This is a genomic window from Methanocaldococcus bathoardescens, assembly GCF_000739065.1.
In the GTDB taxonomy this organism is placed as follows: Archaea; AGJL01; Methanococci; order Methanococcales; family Methanocaldococcaceae; genus Methanocaldococcus; species Methanocaldococcus bathoardescens.
Map to the genome: position 1 here is coordinate 666,746 of NZ_CP009149.1, position 16,095 is coordinate 682,840.

Annotated in this window: 16 protein-coding genes; 5 read left to right on the forward strand and 11 right to left on the reverse strand. The window is 31.2% G+C overall.

The annotated features are described in order from the left end of the window. Positions 1-4: 4 nt before the first annotated feature. A complete protein-coding gene (locus tag JH146_RS03360; protein ID WP_048201683.1) occupies positions 5-1,873 on the forward strand; it encodes an aldehyde ferredoxin oxidoreductase C-terminal domain-containing protein in 1,869 nt (622 codons plus the stop codon). Between the two features lies 1 nt (position 1,874). Here the strand turns inward: JH146_RS03360 and ribC are convergent, their stop codons facing one another. The 6 genes from ribC to JH146_RS03390 form a co-directional block, all read right to left on the reverse strand. Then, positions 1,875-2,345, reverse strand: coding sequence for a riboflavin synthase (gene ribC / locus JH146_RS03365; protein ID WP_048201684.1), 471 nt, complete (start codon positions 2,343-2,345; stop codon positions 1,875-1,877). 18 nt (positions 2,346-2,363) lie between these two features. Then, positions 2,364-2,795, reverse strand: coding sequence for a DUF2124 family protein (locus JH146_RS03370; protein ID WP_394296460.1), 432 nt, complete (start codon positions 2,793-2,795; stop codon positions 2,364-2,366). Positions 2,796-2,851: 56 nt separating this feature from the next. Beyond that, entirely contained in the window at positions 2,852-3,949 is a 1,098-nt protein-coding gene (locus JH146_RS03375; protein ID WP_048201686.1) for a geranylgeranyl reductase family protein, read from the reverse strand. A gap of 303 nt (positions 3,950-4,252) precedes the next feature. After that, positions 4,253-5,389, reverse strand: coding sequence for an ABC transporter substrate-binding protein (locus JH146_RS03380; protein ID WP_048201687.1), 1,137 nt, complete (start codon positions 5,387-5,389; stop codon positions 4,253-4,255). 174 nt (positions 5,390-5,563) lie between these two features. After that, entirely contained in the window at positions 5,564-6,019 is a 456-nt protein-coding gene (ribL, locus tag JH146_RS03385; RefSeq protein WP_048201688.1) for an FAD synthase, read from the reverse strand. 11 nt (positions 6,020-6,030) lie between these two features. Then, positions 6,031-7,032, reverse strand: coding sequence for an AI-2E family transporter (locus JH146_RS03390; protein WP_048201689.1), 1,002 nt, complete (start codon positions 7,030-7,032; stop codon positions 6,031-6,033). Between the two features lie 18 nt (positions 7,033-7,050). Here JH146_RS03390 and JH146_RS03395 point away from each other — a divergent pair, with 18 nt between their 5' ends. The 4 genes from JH146_RS03395 to pyrG all read left to right on the forward strand — a co-directional run bounded on the left by JH146_RS03395 (position 7,051) and on the right by pyrG (position 12,444). After that, positions 7,051-8,112, forward strand: a complete 1,062-nt coding sequence (locus tag JH146_RS03395) for a glycosyltransferase family 4 protein (RefSeq protein WP_048201690.1) — start codon at positions 7,051-7,053, stop codon at positions 8,110-8,112. A gap of 108 nt (positions 8,113-8,220) precedes the next feature. Beyond that, positions 8,221-9,513: a proteasome-activating nucleotidase gene (locus JH146_RS03400; RefSeq protein ID WP_048201691.1), complete on the forward strand. Its 1,293-nt coding sequence runs from the start codon at positions 8,221-8,223 to the stop codon at positions 9,511-9,513. A 98-nt stretch (positions 9,514-9,611) separates the two neighbouring features. Then, the gene (gene aroC, locus JH146_RS03405) at positions 9,612-10,736 is read left to right on the forward strand and encodes a chorismate synthase (protein ID WP_048201692.1); all 1,125 of its coding nucleotides are present in this window, start codon (positions 9,612-9,614) and stop codon (positions 10,734-10,736) included. Positions 10,737-10,833: 97 nt separating this feature from the next. Next, positions 10,834-12,444 (forward strand): glutamine hydrolyzing CTP synthase, encoded by a 1,611-nt coding sequence (pyrG, locus tag JH146_RS03410; RefSeq protein ID WP_048201693.1) that lies wholly within the window; start codon positions 10,834-10,836, stop codon positions 12,442-12,444. 64 nt (positions 12,445-12,508) lie between these two features. Here the strand turns inward: pyrG and fwdC are convergent, their stop codons facing one another. Genes fwdC through JH146_RS03435 form a run of 5 tightly spaced genes read right to left on the reverse strand, consistent with a single transcriptional unit; the run spans position 12,509 to position 16,052 of the window. After that, positions 12,509-13,330 carry a tungsten-dependent formylmethanofuran dehydrogenase subunit FwdC gene (gene fwdC / locus JH146_RS03415; RefSeq protein ID WP_048201694.1) on the reverse strand — a complete coding sequence of 274 codons (822 nt, stop codon included), beginning with the start codon at positions 13,328-13,330 and terminating at the stop codon, positions 12,509-12,511. Further along, entirely contained in the window at positions 13,327-13,614 is a 288-nt protein-coding gene (locus tag JH146_RS03420; RefSeq protein WP_048201695.1) for a YbjQ family protein, read from the reverse strand. Before JH146_RS03420 ends, fwdC begins: the two co-directional genes overlap by 4 nt. A gap of 39 nt (positions 13,615-13,653) precedes the next feature. Continuing rightward, entirely contained in the window at positions 13,654-15,357 is a 1,704-nt protein-coding gene (fwdA, locus tag JH146_RS03425; protein WP_048201696.1) for a tungsten-dependent formylmethanofuran dehydrogenase subunit FwdA, read from the reverse strand. A 26-nt stretch (positions 15,358-15,383) separates the two neighbouring features. After that, a complete protein-coding gene (gene fwdD, locus JH146_RS03430) occupies positions 15,384-15,785 on the reverse strand; it encodes a tungsten-dependent formylmethanofuran dehydrogenase subunit FwdD (RefSeq protein WP_048201697.1) in 402 nt (133 codons plus the stop codon). An 18-nt stretch (positions 15,786-15,803) separates the two neighbouring features. Next, positions 15,804-16,052 carry an ATP-binding protein gene (locus JH146_RS03435; protein WP_048201698.1) on the reverse strand — a complete coding sequence of 83 codons (249 nt, stop codon included), beginning with the start codon at positions 16,050-16,052 and terminating at the stop codon, positions 15,804-15,806. Positions 16,053-16,095 lie beyond the last annotated feature (43 nt).

Genomic DNA, 16,095 nt, shown 5'->3' on the forward strand with positions numbered 1-16,095 from the left:
GATTATGAAAAATGCTTTAATAAATGCAACAACAAAAAAGTTTGAAATTATTGAAAAAAATATATTGCCAATAACTTGGGGACTATATTGGCATAATAAATTTGAGACATGGAAGTATGATGTTTATGATGAAAGAAATGTCTTTTGTTTTGGTAGAGGAGTTTTGCCAATTATAGGAGGGCATAGATTGATATTTTCCTTTAGGTCACCACTTTGGGATGGTTTTTATTTTTCATCAATGGGAGGAGCTGGATATCAATTCAAAGGCACAGGATTAAACAATGTAGCAATTATTGGAAGATGTGAGAAGCCATCTTTATTAGTTATAGAAAATGAAGGGCAGTTAAAAATAGATTTTATTGAGGTTAAAGAAAATCTTAAGACGGTATATAAAGTTAGCGACTATATTCTTGAGCTCTACAAAGATAAAAATATGAGAAGTGTTGTTGTTGGTGAGGCATCAAAAAGAACAAATATGGGGGCTTTATTTTCTCAAACAGTTAGAAATGGTAAATTTGTTGAAGGCTCAGAAGATTGGGCAGCAAGAGGAGGAGGGGGCTCTGTTCTTTATAGAGCTCATAACATAATAGGAATTGTGTTCTTTGGAGATGAAAAAGAAAATAAAGAGGAAAAAGAAAAAGCTAAAAAAATTATCGAAGATTATTATAAAAAGCCAATGAGTAAAGTTGTATCGGAACATACAAAAAAATATAGGTATGATGAAGAAACAAAAACTGGTGGAACTTTTGGGAACAACTGGCTTTTGTATAAAGAGAAAGTCCCAATATTTAATTGGAGAATACCATATATAGATAAAGAGGATAGAAAAAAGATTTTAGATAAAATATTAAGACTTTACCTTGAAACATTCAATAAAGAAACTATAGAAACTAAAAAATGGACAAATTGTGGGGAGCCATGTCCTGTTGTATGTAAAAAGTATAGAAATAAAAACAAAATTGATTATGAGCCGTATGCATCAAACGGAACATTATTAGGAATTTTTGATTTATATGAAGCAGATAGAGTTGTTAAAACAGTAGATGCATTAGGATTTGATAGCATAGAGATTGGAAATTTAATTGCTTGGGTTTTTGAACTTTTAGATGTTGGTTTGTTAAAAGAAGATGAGCTGAATATAAAAAAACCAATATTTAATCATAAAAAGATTATAGATGGGGATGATGAAGAGATTAAAGAAATATCAAAACATAATGCTGAACAGGCAATAAAATTATTGTATAATTTAGCAGAGAACTCAAATGAAATCTATAAAATCTTATCATTAGGAAAAAGAAAGGCATCTAAAATATTAAATGAGAGATTTAAAAATAGAGTTAAGAAATTTGGCAAAAAATTCAACGATTTTGCTGTTTATGTTCCATTTGGTGATTGGGGAGAAATAGCCTCAAATCTATACTGGACTCCTGGATTCTTTATACCATTTGTTATTCAGGGAAGATATCTAACCTATTACAAACCAGAATTTAATGAACCAGAAAAATTAGCTGAATTAGTTGTAGAAAGTATAAAATTAGAAATGCCAATAGAAAACCTTGGAATCTGTAGATTCCATAGAAGATGGGTAAAGCCTGTGTTGAATAATTTAGCTAAAGAGCTTTTAGGTATAGAAAATATTGTAGAAGATTCAATAAAACTCTATAGAGAAATTTGTAATTATAACAAAAAGATAGGATACCCTGCAAAAATTGAAAGTGAAAGAGTTAGGGATTTAATTATAGCATTAGCAAAAGAATTTGGCAATGAAGAATGGACTAAAAAATTTGAAAATAGAGAAAATGTAGATGAGTATGTAAAAAGAGTCTTAGATAGATATTCTGAGCTCTTAGATATTGATTGGAAAATTAATTAATTTACTCTCTTGCAGGTCCAGCATCTTCAAATCCTTGCCTTAAACCTTTACCAGCCATTTTTGTTAAATACTCTGGTTTAAACAATAAATAATAGACATTTTCTGCATGTTCTTCAGCCCTTCTTTTAGCTAACCAATCTAATTCTTTATCGTCCTTAGCTTCATCTTCATGGACAAATACTTCAATTATATGCTTATTTGTCATTAATTGGGCCAACATTAAGCCAAGAGATGCCTCATGAGCACATACTTTATCTTTCTCTGCCTTTCCTGGCATTCCTAATGCCATAACTATATCGCAGTTTTCTTCTTCCAATAGCTTTTTACATGCTACAGGCAAATCTTTTATCCCAGGAACAGTTTTTCTAATAATTTTAATGTTTGGAGAGAGCTCTTTTAACTTTTTTATGGCTGCAGAAGCCATATCAACTCTTGCAAATGTTGTATCTACAATCCCTACTTTTTTTGTCAAATTTTCACCTTTTAATTTTTAATCTTTGCAATATAAACTTATTTTAATAAAGCCATCTATTAAATAGTCAAAATCTATCTCTTTGTCCCATCCTGCCTTTTTAAATATACTCATAAAACATATACCAATAACTTTTTTAGGCGAAAGTTTTTTTATTATTTCTTTAATTTTATCTACTTCTACCCCATATTTTGGCATTGCTAAACCTCCAAATAAAACAACTGCATCTACTTTATCTAAGCTTTCAAAATCTTCCATTTGCATACCTATATCTTTAATAACTAGTTTTTTAACATTGCTTAAATCCCCATTCGGAATAAAATAACTCTCTTTATTTCTTATTGCATATCCAAACAATTCAGCAAAAGGTTGACAAACCCCAATAGAGCCAACAAATGCAACACTTTCTATATCATTACTCTCTATAAAGTTTCTAAATTCTCTTAACATTGGAGAAAGCCCATCCTCCTCTTTTAATAATTTTAATGATGTCAAGAATATCACCATTAGTAAAGAGATTTAAGCATAATCTTCATGGATTCATGAGTTGGTATGTTATAATATTCTTTAAACAATCTTGTAATCCTTAATAAATTAAAACTTTTTACAGCTTTTTTATCTTTATCCAATTTTTCAAATTTTTTTAACATATAATCTTTATATTTTAATACAGCTTCATCTAATTCATATTTACTTATAGACTTTGATAGAATATAAGCAGAAATTATAGCATAGACATTCCCATGACCTAAAGGTGTTGTTAAACCCATACTCTCTCCTACACTTGCGACACATCTTCTCTCATACACCCCTCCTACAAAACTTTCAGAGATTAAATTTCCGTTTATTCTAGAAGAACATCCACAAACTCTCTTATAATCACTATCAAACATCCTTTTAACATATCTTTTTAAGTATTCCCAAAGTTCATGGCCATTTCTATAGTAAGCACATCCAACATGATATAATCCATCGCCTATAGGAGCTATCCAAGTATAACCAATTAGTGGTTTTCCCTTATGTATTTTTATTTCGTCAATAAAAAATTTATCAAATTTTTCTGAAGAATTTTGATCACATGCTATTAGAAATTGACATGTTCTAATATCATTCTTATATTTGGTATGGACATTACCTAATTGAAGTACTTTAGTATTCCCAGAGGCATCGACAACTAAATCATAAAACTTGGTTTCAGCCTCAGTACAAAATTCTCTCACTATAATTCCCGTATCAATAACTTTTGTTGTATATCTTCTAATAACTGGATTAAATTCTCTATTTGTAACTATTGTTCTTGGCACTAAATCTTCAATTAATTTAGATTTATTTATAATATAAATTTTTTTATTTGGAAAATAAGCGTCTCCACTAATATTCACTTCCCCTATTTCTTTGAGTACATAATCTTGAATATCTATATTTAATATTTTAAAAACTTTTTTTACTGCTAAAATCTCATTTTTATTAGAAAATATGAGCCCCATACTTTTACATCCCCTAACTAATACATGATCATAAATATCTATGTAAAAACCATGTTCTGAGAGTAATTTATACAATATAGATCCCGCCAATCCTGCTCCAATAATACCCACTTGCATAATAACACCCACATAAATAAATATTAAAAATTTCAAAATTTTTGCATTTTTATATATTTCATTATTGTAAATAATAAGTAAGAAAAACAATCTCATGTAAATGGCATGAAAGTTAAAATCAACATCACATAATAAATAGACATATTTTTCTATGGAAATATTTATAGTTTTAACAGTTATTACATAATAGTTTAGTTATTTATTGTAACCATTATATAAATATTCGCATAAAAAGTAAACAAACTAGTCAAGATTTCTTTAATTAAAGTTATGAAAACTCAAAAAAGAAGAATAAAAGCTAAATTATTCAACTATATCATTGTATGTTTTTAAGTCAAATATTAAGTTCTTAGCGTCCTCTGATGAGACATCTTTTAACTTTCCACTCATTAATCCTTGAAGCTTCATAGCTTCAACGAATTTTATAACCTGTGGTATTGTTGGCTCTAATCTGTAATCAAACTTTATATGTTCAATTGACTCTCTTTCAACAGCTTCATCAGTTCCAAGCCATCTAACTGATGCTTTAACAGCTAAATCTTTATCTTTGTTAATTTCATCTGTTGCATCTTTTAATAGTTTCGCAAATGTTATTGTAGCATCTCTTTTGTTAGTTAAGGCATCTTCTGATGCAGCTAAGCAACAGCATGGATGATTTGTCCATTTTCCTCCTGCAGTGCTTGGTAAATCCTCACTGTAAGCAATAACTTTTCCAATACCTTCACTTTTTATAATTTCGGGTGTTGGTTCCCATGCAATAACTGCATCTAACTGCTTTTGAGCTAACATTTGAGGCATTGTTTTTTGCCCTTTACAGTTCATTAATAGAACCATTGCATCTTTATCGTTAGGGTCTTCAGTATAAGTTATACCTTCAGCTTTTAAAGCATCTTTAATCATAACGTATTGGATTGAAGTAGGGAGAGGATGTCCTATCTTAACCTGATTACCATTTGCATGTTGCTCTTTTATCCAATTTACAAATTCTTCCCAGTTATTTACTGGAATATCGTTTCTAACAACTACTGCTGAACCTTCTGTATGCAAATTCATTATAATCTTAGCGTTTGTTCCTTTATCAATGTAGAAAATTACTGGTGGATTACCAACTAAAGCAACATCGACTTGTCCTTGAGTCATTAAGTTCATTATACTTGCTCCACCCTCAGTAACTTTAACAACCTTTACATTAGCTACTTTCTTATCTCCTTTGTATAACTCATACTCTTCTTTATCTTTAACTGCTTTTAAATAAATACCATAATTGTTTTTAAATAAATCTGGGTTGTCACAGGCAACAAATAACGCTGCATGATGGTCTGTTGGTAAATAAGCTACTGTCAATGTAGGAATCTCTGAAGTTTGCTGGTTTTGGACACATCCAGCCAATAAAACTACAGACGAAATTAATAAGGCCATCACTGCATATACCTTTTTCATAATATCACCTCAAATTATGAACATGAGAAAATTTTAAATGAGTAATATATAAAATTTTTTATTTTTTTGTAGATAATTTATCTTATAAGAAAATCATGATAGCATAAGAAATTAATAAGAAATTAAAATTAAAAAAAGATTTATTTACTGACAGTGTGGTTATGGTATTCCTATTTAAATTCTAATCTCTTTATTGCAAAATCTCCTAATAATCTCTTTCACTATATCAAAAGAGCTGTGAAATGGACATTTTTTATAGCCCTCAAATCTAACAATCTCTGGATATAAATTATATTTAGCAAGTTCTTTTTTTAGTGTTTCTTCATCAAAAGTTGTTTGGTCAGGACCAAGAACAATAACATCCGGTTTTAATTCCAATATTGGCTCTAATTTATTTTTTAAACTTCCTAATATTGCTTTATCAACAGGTTTTAATGCTTCAACCATCTCTCTCCTTTGCTCTTCTGGAATTATTGGTTTTCTACCTTTTATTTTTTTAACTGTTTCATCCCTCGCAACGATAACTATAAGCTCATCTCCTAAACTTTTAGCAAATTTTAATGTCTCATAATGCCCTGGATGCAATATATCAAATGTCCCGGCAGTTACTACTCTCTTTTTCTTTTCCATGTTCTTCCTCTTTAAATCTTTCTGTCTCTATATTTTGCCAAATAAAAGGCGTTTAAAGCCCCAACGACTAATGGACCAATAGCAAATCCACTAAACCCTAAAGATAGAGGAGCCATTAAAAATGCAATAACAACAAGGACAGGATGAATATCTACTTCTTTTTTAACTAAATAAGGTCTTATTACGAAATCTGGTGCTATGGAGAGAAAAATTTCCCCATAAATAAACATGAAAATTGCTTTTGTATAATCATGAGTTAAGAAATAATATATGGCTATTAGAATATATACCATCCATCCCCCTAATATTGGTAATAGAGCAAATATTCCAGTCATTACCGCAAATAACTCTGCATATGGCACAGATACAATAAGATATCCAATGTATGATAGGACAGTTATAATTACAGAAAGTGAAACACAGCTTATAAACAGATTTTTATAAGAGTCGTGAAGATAATCTAAATAAATTTCCATTTTTTCTTTATATTCCTTAGGCACGAATGAAATAACTAAATTTCTGGCCTTATCTCCATCTCTTAAAAAGTAGAATGTTATGAATAAAATCATAATAACTTTAATTAGTAAATAGCCCATATCAACAATCTTCCCAGAAAATTGATTAATTAAGTATTTTACAAATTCATCAATATATTTTGTAAAAATTTGCTCATTAATCATTCCTTTTAACATAGAAGTATTATATAGCTTAAGAATTATATCTATATATGGCTCTATGGATTTGGTATTAAATGAAAATACAATTTCCATGAATGTAATTAAAGCATAAATTGTTATTATCATAATTGGAAGAATATATATGCTAATTGCCAAACCTGCTGAAATAGTTTTATTAAATTTTTTTCTTAATAAGTTATATATTGGTAAAGCCATATATGCAAATGCACACGAATAAGCCAAAACATCAATAAATGGCCAAATTATATATAATAACATTATTAACAATCCAATAATAATTCCTTTCCTAAAAAACTTAAACTCATTAAATCTCATATCCATCACGTGATAACAATGAAAGTTTTGATGCCGACTATATACTACCCATATGTTGGAGGAATTACAATACACGTGGAAAATTTAGTTAGACATTTAAAGGATATTGAGTTTCATATACTAACTTATGATAGTTATGAAGAAAACGAATATAAAAATGTAATTATTCATGAAGTCCCTCATTTAAAAAAATTTAGGGGGATTAGTTATTTAATAAATGCTTACAAAATAGGGAAAGATATTATTAAAAAAGAGAATATTGATTTGATTCATTCCCATTATGCGTTTCCACAGGGATGTGTTGGGGCTTTGCTGAAAAATAAATTTTCTATTCCGCATGTATTAACTCTTCACGGAAGTGATACTTTAATATTAAAAAACTCTTCAAAAGGAAAGTATTTTTTTAAATATGCTGTAAAAAATTCTGATAAAATAATATGTGTAAGTAAATATATAAAAAACCAGTTAGATGAAAATTTGAAAAATAAAGCGGTTGTTATATACAACGGAGTAAATAAAGAACTCTTATACAATGAAGGAGATTTCAACTTCGGATTGTTTGTTGGAGCTTTTGTTCCACAAAAAGGAGTTGATATTTTAATAGAAGCAATAAAGGATATTGATTTTAATTTTAAACTTGTAGGGGATGGGATATTATACAAAAAAATAGAAAACTTTATTGTAGAAAATAATCTAAATCATATTGAACTTTTAGGAAAAAAGAGTTTTAATGAAACTGCTTCATTTATGAGGAAGTGTAGTTTTTTAGTAGTTCCTTCAAGAAGCGAGGGCTTTGGAATGGTGGCTGTTGAAGGAATGGCTTGTTCTAAACCAGTAATTGCTACAAAAGTTGGAGGATTAAAGGAAATTGTTATTGATGAATACAATGGATTGTTGATTGAAAAAAATAATCCAGATGATTTAAAACAGAAAATTTTAGAGTTAATAAATAATGAAGATTTAAGAAAAACATTAGGAAAAAATGGAAAAGAATTTTCAAAAAAATTTTCTTGGAAAAAATGTGCAGAGAGTGTTAGAAAAATATATGAAAAACTGTTAAATATGAATAATAAAATTTAAATATAAGAATCTTTATTATAATTCCATATGGTATATAAATGATAATCCATAATAAATAAAATGATTATAATAATCCCTTCACTTAACTTAATTTACTCGGTGATAATTATGGTTTTTGAAGAATTTATTTCATCCGAATTAAAAAAAGAAAAGAAATCATTTACTGAAGAATTTAAAGAAGAAAAAGAAGCTAATGAAGATAACTTAAATAATAATGATTTACTCAAAGAAGAACTTCAAGAAAAGGCAAGAATTGCAGAATTAGAGAGCAGAATTTTAAAATTAGAATTAGAGAAAAAAGAGCTTGAAAGAGAGAATTTACAGCTAATGAAAGAAAATGAAATTTTAAGAAGAGAATTAGATAGAATGAGAGTTCCGCCATTAATAGTTGGGACTGTAGTTGATAAAGTAGGGGAGAGAAAAGTTGTTGTTAAAAGCTCAACAGGTCCAAGTTTCTTAGTTAATGTCTCTCACTTTGTAAATCCAGATGATTTAACCCCAGGGAAGAGAGTTTGTTTAAATCAGCAAACATTGACAGTAGTTGATGTATTGCCAGAAAATAAGGATTATAGAGCTAAAGCAATGGAAGTTGATGAGAGACCAAATGTCAGATATGAAGATATTGGTGGATTAGATAAGCAAATTCAGGAGATTAGAGAAGTTGTTGAACTTCCATTGAAGCATCCAGAGTTGTTTGAAAAAGTTGGAATTGAGCCACCAAAAGGTATATTGCTTTATGGACCACCAGGAACTGGAAAGACTTTATTAGCTAAAGCTGTAGCTACAGAAACAAATGCAACATTCATAAGAGTTGTTGGTTCTGAATTAGTTAAGAAGTTTATAGGAGAGGGAGCTTCATTAGTTAAGGATATATTTAAATTAGCTAAAGAGAAAGCACCATCAATCATATTTATAGATGAGATTGATGCTATTGCCGCAAAAAGAACAGATGCTTTAACTGGTGGAGATAGGGAAGTTCAAAGAACATTAATGCAATTATTGGCTGAGATGGATGGGTTTGATGCAAGAGGGGATGTTAAGATAATTGGAGCTACAAACAGACCAGATATCTTAGACCCTGCAATATTAAGACCTGGAAGATTTGATAGAATTATTGAAGTCCCAGCCCCTGATGAGAAAGGTAGATTGGAAATATTAAAGATACATACAAGAAAGATGAACTTAGCAGAGGATGTTAATTTAGAGGAAATAGCTAAGATGACAGAGGGTTGTGTAGGAGCTGAATTAAAGGCAATCTGCACAGAGGCAGGGATGAACGCGATTAGAGAGTTAAGAGATTATGTAACAATGGAAGACTTTAAAAAGGCAGTTGAGAAGATTATGGAGAAGAAAAAAGTCAAAGCTAAAGAACCTGCTCACTTGGATGTTCTCTATAGATAAATTCAAAAACTTTTTTATATTTAATTTTCATTTATTTTCATTTTATTTTTTAATTATTTTAAATTGACTCAAAACTACTAAAATTTTTGGTGACATTAATGAACACTTATGGAGATATGTTTAGAGTTACAGTTTTTGGAGAAAGTCATGGAAAAGCTGTTGGAGCAGTTGTTGATGGATGCCCTGCTAATTTACCATTGTCTGAAGAAGATATTCAGAAAGAGTTAAATAGGAGAAGACCAGGGCAGAGCATATTTTCCACACCAAGAAAAGAAGAGGATAAAGTTGAAATATTGTCAGGAATTTTTGAAGGGAAAACTACTGGAGCCCCTATTTGCTCTATAGTATATAACAAAAATATGAGACCTAAGGATTATTCAGCAATTAAAGATACCCCAAGACCAGGACATGCAGATTTAACCTATCGGCTGAAGTATAAAAATTATGATTATAGGGGAGGAGGAAGGGCAAGTGGTAGAGTAACTATAGGGCATGTTATTGGAGGAGCTATTGCTAAAAAACTCTTATCATACACTTACAACATAAAAATTGTTGGCTACACTATAAAAATTGGAAAGATTGAAGGTGATTTCAACTATTACAAAAATCCAAACATTTTTGAAAATGAAAAGTCCTTAGAAAGATTGATGGAAAGTATTGAAAGCAACCCACTAAGATGCCCTTCTATGAATGAAAAAGATATGGAAGAGTATGTTTTAAAAGCTATGAAAGATAAGGATAGCGTTGGAGGAGTTGTTGAAATTGTTGCATTAAATGTTCCTGTTGGTGTTGGAAATCCAATATTTAATAAGTTAAATGGTGAATTGGCAAGAGCATTAATGAGTATAAATGCTGTTAAAGGTGTTGAGATAGGAGTTGGTTTTAAAGCAGCTGAAATGTATGGAAGTGAGATGAACGATGAGATGTATTTTGATGACGACAAAAATATAAGATTTAAAACAAATAACTGCGGTGGCATATTAGGGGGAATTAGCTGTGGAACCCCAATAGTTTTAAGAATTGCCGTAAAGCCAACACCTTCAATAGGCAAAAAGCAAAAAACTATAAATTTAAAAACCTTAGAGAATACTGAAATTGAAGTTAGTGGAAGACATGACCCTGTTATAGTTCCAAGAATTATTCCAGTAGCTGAGGCAATGGTTGCCATAACTTTGGCTGATTTAATGATTAAAGGTGGTTTTATCCATCCATGTAGTTTATAAAATCTTTTATATATTTTTATTTTATTTTTTATTTATTTTATCTTATTCTTATTGTTTTGTTTAAAAAATTGTTTAAATGTGAAAGTGGGTGGGAAGAATGAAGTTTATATTTATTACTGGAGGAGTTATATCGTCATTAGGTAAAGGAATTACAGCTGCTTCATTGGGTAGATTATTGAAAGCGAGAGGATTTAAAGTCAATATGATTAAAATAGACCCTTACTTGCAGATAGATGCTGGAACAATGTCACCTTATGAGCATGGGGAAGTATTTGTTACAGAAGATGGAGGGGAAACAGATTTAGATTTGGGGCATTATGAGAGATTTATTGATGAAAATTTAACTAAAAATAATAATATAACAACAGGGAAGATATACTGGAGTGTTCTAACAAAAGAGAGAAAGGGAGAGTATTTAGGAAAGACAGTTCAAGTAATTCCTCACATAACTAATGAAATAAAGAATTGGATTAAAGAACTTGGAGAAGGATATGATATAACTATTGTTGAAATAGGAGGAACTGTTGGAGATATTGAAAGTTTGCCTTTCTTAGAGGCGATAAGGCAGTTTAAAAAAGATGTTGGTAAAGAGAATGTCTTATATATTCACGTTTCTCTTTTGCCTTATATAAGAGCCGCTGGTGAGTTAAAGACAAAACCTACACAGCATAGTGTTAAAGAGCTAAGAAGTATTGGAATTCAGCCAGATATATTAATTTGCAGAACAGAAATGCCTATGGGAGATAAGATTAGAGAGAAATTAGCCCTATTTTGTGATGTGGATAAAGAGGCAGTTATCGAAGCAAGGGATGCAAGAACAATATACGAAGTGCCTTTAAACTTAGAAAAAGAAGGTTTAGGTAAATTAGTAACTAAAAAGCTAAACCTACCAGATAGAGAGCCAGATTTAGATGAATGGAGAAAATTCGTTGATAGAGTTATAAACCCATTAAATGAGATAACTATTGGTATAGTTGGGAAGTATGTTGAGTTAAAAGATGCTTATCTAAGCATTACAGAAGCATTAATTCATGCTGGAGCTAAAAATGACACTAAAGTTAATATAAATTGGATACATGCTGAGAGATTGGAAAGTGAAGAATTTGAGGAAATATTAGATAGGTATAAAGAAGATAACCAATTGGATGGAATCTTGGTGCCAGGAGGATTTGGAGATAGAGGGGTTGAAGGAAAGATAAATGCTATAAAATATGCAAGGGAAAATGATATTCCTTTCTTAGGTATCTGTATGGGTATGCAGTGTGCAGTTATAGAGTTTGCAAGAAATGTTTGTGGTTTAGAAGGAGCTAACTCAACAGAATTTGATGAAAATACCAAATATCCAGTTGTTGATTTATTGCCTGAGCAGAAGGAGATTAATGAAAAAGGAGGAACTATGAGATTGGGGGCTTATCCAGCAATATTGAAAGAGGGAACATTAGCTTACAAACTATATGGAAAGAAAGAAGTTTATGAAAGACATAGACATAGATATGAGGTTAATCCTGAATATCATGAAATATTAGAAAATTATGGTCTAACAATTTCTGGAAAATCTCCGGATGGAAGATTAGCAGAGTTTATAGAAATTACTGATAAAAAATACTTTATAGCAACACAAGCACATCCAGAATTTAAATCAAGACCTAACAAACCACATCCATTATTTGATGGGTTAGTTAAAGCTGCTTTAGATGAAGAATTATAAACTTTTTTAATTTTAGTTTCTATAAATTAGTTCCTATAAAAAAGAAATAAAAAATTTAAAAAACTTAAATTAAATCTGGGTTGCTATCAACTGAAATATATAACTGCCCTTTTGGTTTATTATAGACATAATCTCCTGTGAATTTATAGAATGTTCCTGTTATTGGTGTTCCTTCATCTTTTTTACTTAATTTTATAACTGGATTTTCAACAATTCCTTCGAACTTAAATGAAGGTAAAACCTCTTCAACTTTTCCATAAACAACTATAGCCCCTGCCTTCATCTCTCCTCCAACTCTTACATCAACATCTCCATCAATAATGATTATTCCACCATTTTGATGAATTCCAGCTAACATTCCAGCATTTCCTTTTATGTGAATTAATCCTTTACTCATAAACTCTCCAATCTCGTTTCCAGCGTTTCCTTCAACAATAATTGTTCCTCCACTCATACCTCTCCAGTCTCCTCTATAAGCAGAACCAACATAATCCCTTGCATTTCCTTTAATTAACAACTCTCCTCCTTTCATATTCTGCCCAGCCCAGCTGTCAGCATTACCATTAACAACTATTTTTCCTCCTTTCATCTCAGCTCCAACATACATTCCTACGTCTCCTTCAACAACAATCTCTCCCTTTGTCATCTTTGAACCAACATATTTTAATTTTGGACTTGAGTTTTTAATAATAATTCTTGGCTCCCCTTCAATGTCATTTAACTCAACATCAAATATATCCCCAACTTTAACTCTCTTTCTTCCTTGAACTAACTCAATGTTTTTTATTTCTTCTAAGCTCATGTTCTCAATGACTTCTGGCAATACTTTATCCATCTCTACTGGAACTATTATTTCTTTTTGTAATGTTAATATCAACTCTTTCATACCATCACCGGCTTATTATTTTTGTCTTCAATTTTTTCAACTATAACAGCCGTTCCGTATGCATAGTAAGTTAATTCAGGAACAATATAGTTTTCATCACATGTAATTTCAGTAGTTAATTCATTAGAAATTCTTATCCCAATAACCGCATTAGCTCCCATATCTTTAGCTACATCTATCAAATCTTCTAAGGCATCGTCTGGGTCGTCTCCATAACCAATTACAACGCCCAAATATTTTACAATTTTAAAACCTTCTAAGTTATCAGTTGTAGAAGTTATCATGCAAAATCACGTATAAAAAATTAAATTAAAGTAAAAAGCTTAGTTTATATCGGTTGCGTCTATCTTTATAACCCTCCAGCTGTTTGCATATTCTTCTGAAACTGGGTAGTTCTCTAAGTTAATTGAGTAGTATCTTCTAAACTTCTCTTCAACATCTTTGAGAACTTCATTCATTAAATCCTCTCCAACTTGTACATCTACATAAATTGTGTCTCCAAACACCTGCTTAACAATATTTCCATCTTTAACAACTACTTCTCCCCTCTTCAATACGTACTTAGCATATCTAAATGCCTTCTCAATCTTCTTACCATCTTTTTCTTCTGGGTCTATTGCATAAATGGATATATCTGCCTCAGCTCCAACTCCTAAGTGTCCTTTTGTTTCACTCAATCCTAAAACCTTAGCTTGGTTAGCTCTTGTTACTTTTGCTATTTCGTATAAGTCATATTCTTTATCGCTATCTGCTACATGGCTTCTTTGCTGAGCCCACTTGTGAACTTTATTGTATAACCACTCATCTCTGTATTTTTTGCTCATTAACCATGCAATAACTCTTGGGTATCTTGTGAAAGGCCCTGCGTTAGGGTGGTCAGTTGTTAATAATACTTTATCTGTATTTGTGTATAAGAAGAGTTCTAAACCAATTGCCCACTGAACTGCATAAACTGGACCTTTTGGTGAGTAGATAAATGGAACAACTCCAGAACCTGTCTCAAGCTCAACATCACAGTTTGCCCACTTCAATCCATTAGTCATGTGTAAATCATACTCCATTGGCCCATCTGCGGTCATTGTTGTTGTTTCATCTAATGTAACTTGCCCAACATCAATAACTACATGCTTTGATTTGTTTACATATTCAGCTATCTCTACAGCTTTACTTTCAAAGTCCTTCCATGAAGTTCCTCCATATGAGTGGAATTGAGTGTGTGTGTTGTAATATGATGTCTCTCTTTCTCCAACTCTTGGTTTTGCTTTAATTCCTTCAACACACTTCATTGTTTCTAATGTAGTTTCCCAGTTTCCTGGGTGTCCTAAGTTGTTTGGATGGACGTGGATTGAGTGAGGCAAACCAAGCATTTCATTGACTTTTGCCAATCCTGTAACAATCTCTCTTGGTGTTATATCGAAATATGGAACTGGGTCATCTAAGCTGTGAACGTTTTTACCCCAACCCCAAGCTTCTGTTCCTCCTGGGTTAACTATCTTTATAGCAAAACCTTTAACTGTTTTCAATAACCAAGCAACAAAAGCAGCACATGCCTTAATATCTCCTTCTTTTAAATACTCTAAAACCATCCAGTTGTTTCCAAATAATGGCATTGCAGCTTTGTCTATTTGTGGTGTTTCCATAAATTCTTCATGAGTGTGTCTTGCAATTAATGGAGGCATTGCTGCTTCAACAACAAATGTATACCCCATTTCTGAGTATTGATAACCTGTTTTGTAAGTTGATGGAATTGAAAACCCTGTTCCAGTTCTTAATCCTTTTTTAGCGTAAATTTCTTTTTTACTATCTTCTGGTCTAAATATTCTACCGACATTAACCTTTGCTCCTGCAACGTGGCTGTGAGAATCAATTCCACCAGGCATTACTACACAGCCAGATGCATCAATAACTTTAGCATCGTTAGAGACACTTTCAACTATCTTTCCATCTTTGACACAAATATCCATTTTTTCTCCATTGACTCCATTTAATGGGTCATAGACAATTCCATTTTTTATTATATATTCCATTTTATCACCATTTATTTATATTTGGTTTATTCAACTGATTCTATGTATTTTTTCCTCATTAAAGCCCTCATATCTAAGAATTCTTCATCTGTTTTCTCAACTTCAACATAGTAGCCCGGATATCCTTTAAGAGAAGGCATTCCTGTACTGTCAGTTTCTGGTTTAACGACACAGTTAGCCCATGGACCCATTGGTATGAAAACCATTCCTTCTGGCATTCTTTCAGTTGCCTTTTTTACATAAACAACAACTTCACCATATTCTGACTTAACTTTAACTTTATCTCCTTCTTTAACTCCTAATTTTTCCATATCTTCTTCGTTAATATAAATAACCCCAGCTGCCTTAACATACAAATCAAGGTTTTTTCCTGCCTCTATGGCCTCCCCTTGCCATATTGTTCTTCCAGTGTTTAAGATAAACTTCATTATCTCACCAATTGTGGTTTATTTTCTTTTAAAAACTAATTCTATAGCGTTAACTGGACATGCTTCTATACAAGCTCCACATCCACCACATAAATCTTGATTAACTACTGTAACTACTCCATTCTCAACTCTAATAACTACTTCATCACTGTATGGCCCTTTACCTCCCCATGTCTCTGGATGTTTAGCGTTTACTGGGCAAGAGACAACACAGTTTCCACATCCATGACATCTTTCTGGATAAACAACCAACTCATAAGCTTTCATTTCCTCACCTTTCAATGATTTTTAATTTTTATATGTTTTTTAT

Excerpts from the sequence above, each read along its gene's own strand:
- JH146_RS03360 (WP_048201683.1), top strand. The coding sequence starts at position 5 with ATGAAAAATGCTTTAATAAATGCAACAACAAAAAAGTTTGAAATTATT.
- JH146_RS03370 (WP_394296460.1), bottom strand. The coding sequence starts at position 2,795 with ATGTTAAGAGAATTTAGAAACTTTATAGAGAGTAATGATATAGAAAGT.
- JH146_RS03375 (WP_048201686.1), bottom strand. The coding sequence starts at position 3,949 with ATGCAAGTGGGTATTATTGGAGCAGGATTGGCGGGATCTATATTGTAT.
- JH146_RS03380 (WP_048201687.1), bottom strand. The coding sequence starts at position 5,389 with ATGAAAAAGGTATATGCAGTGATGGCCTTATTAATTTCGTCTGTAGTT.
- ribL (WP_048201688.1), bottom strand. The coding sequence starts at position 6,019 with ATGGAAAAGAAAAAGAGAGTAGTAACTGCCGGGACATTTGATATATTG.
- JH146_RS03390 (WP_048201689.1), bottom strand. The coding sequence starts at position 7,032 with ATGAGATTTAATGAGTTTAAGTTTTTTAGGAAAGGAATTATTATTGGA.
- JH146_RS03395 (WP_048201690.1), top strand. The coding sequence starts at position 7,051 with ATGAAAGTTTTGATGCCGACTATATACTACCCATATGTTGGAGGAATT.
- JH146_RS03400 (WP_048201691.1), top strand. The coding sequence starts at position 8,221 with ATGGTTTTTGAAGAATTTATTTCATCCGAATTAAAAAAAGAAAAGAAA.
- aroC (WP_048201692.1), top strand. The coding sequence starts at position 9,612 with ATGAACACTTATGGAGATATGTTTAGAGTTACAGTTTTTGGAGAAAGT.
- pyrG (WP_048201693.1), top strand. The coding sequence starts at position 10,834 with ATGAAGTTTATATTTATTACTGGAGGAGTTATATCGTCATTAGGTAAA.
- fwdC (WP_048201694.1), bottom strand. The coding sequence starts at position 13,330 with ATGAAAGAGTTGATATTAACATTACAAAAAGAAATAATAGTTCCAGTA.
- JH146_RS03420 (WP_048201695.1), bottom strand. The coding sequence starts at position 13,614 with ATGATAACTTCTACAACTGATAACTTAGAAGGTTTTAAAATTGTAAAA.
- fwdA (WP_048201696.1), bottom strand. The coding sequence starts at position 15,357 with ATGGAATATATAATAAAAAATGGAATTGTCTATGACCCATTAAATGGA.
- fwdD (WP_048201697.1), bottom strand. The coding sequence starts at position 15,785 with ATGAAGTTTATCTTAAACACTGGAAGAACAATATGGCAAGGGGAGGCC.
- JH146_RS03435 (WP_048201698.1), bottom strand. The coding sequence starts at position 16,052 with ATGAAAGCTTATGAGTTGGTTGTTTATCCAGAAAGATGTCATGGATGT.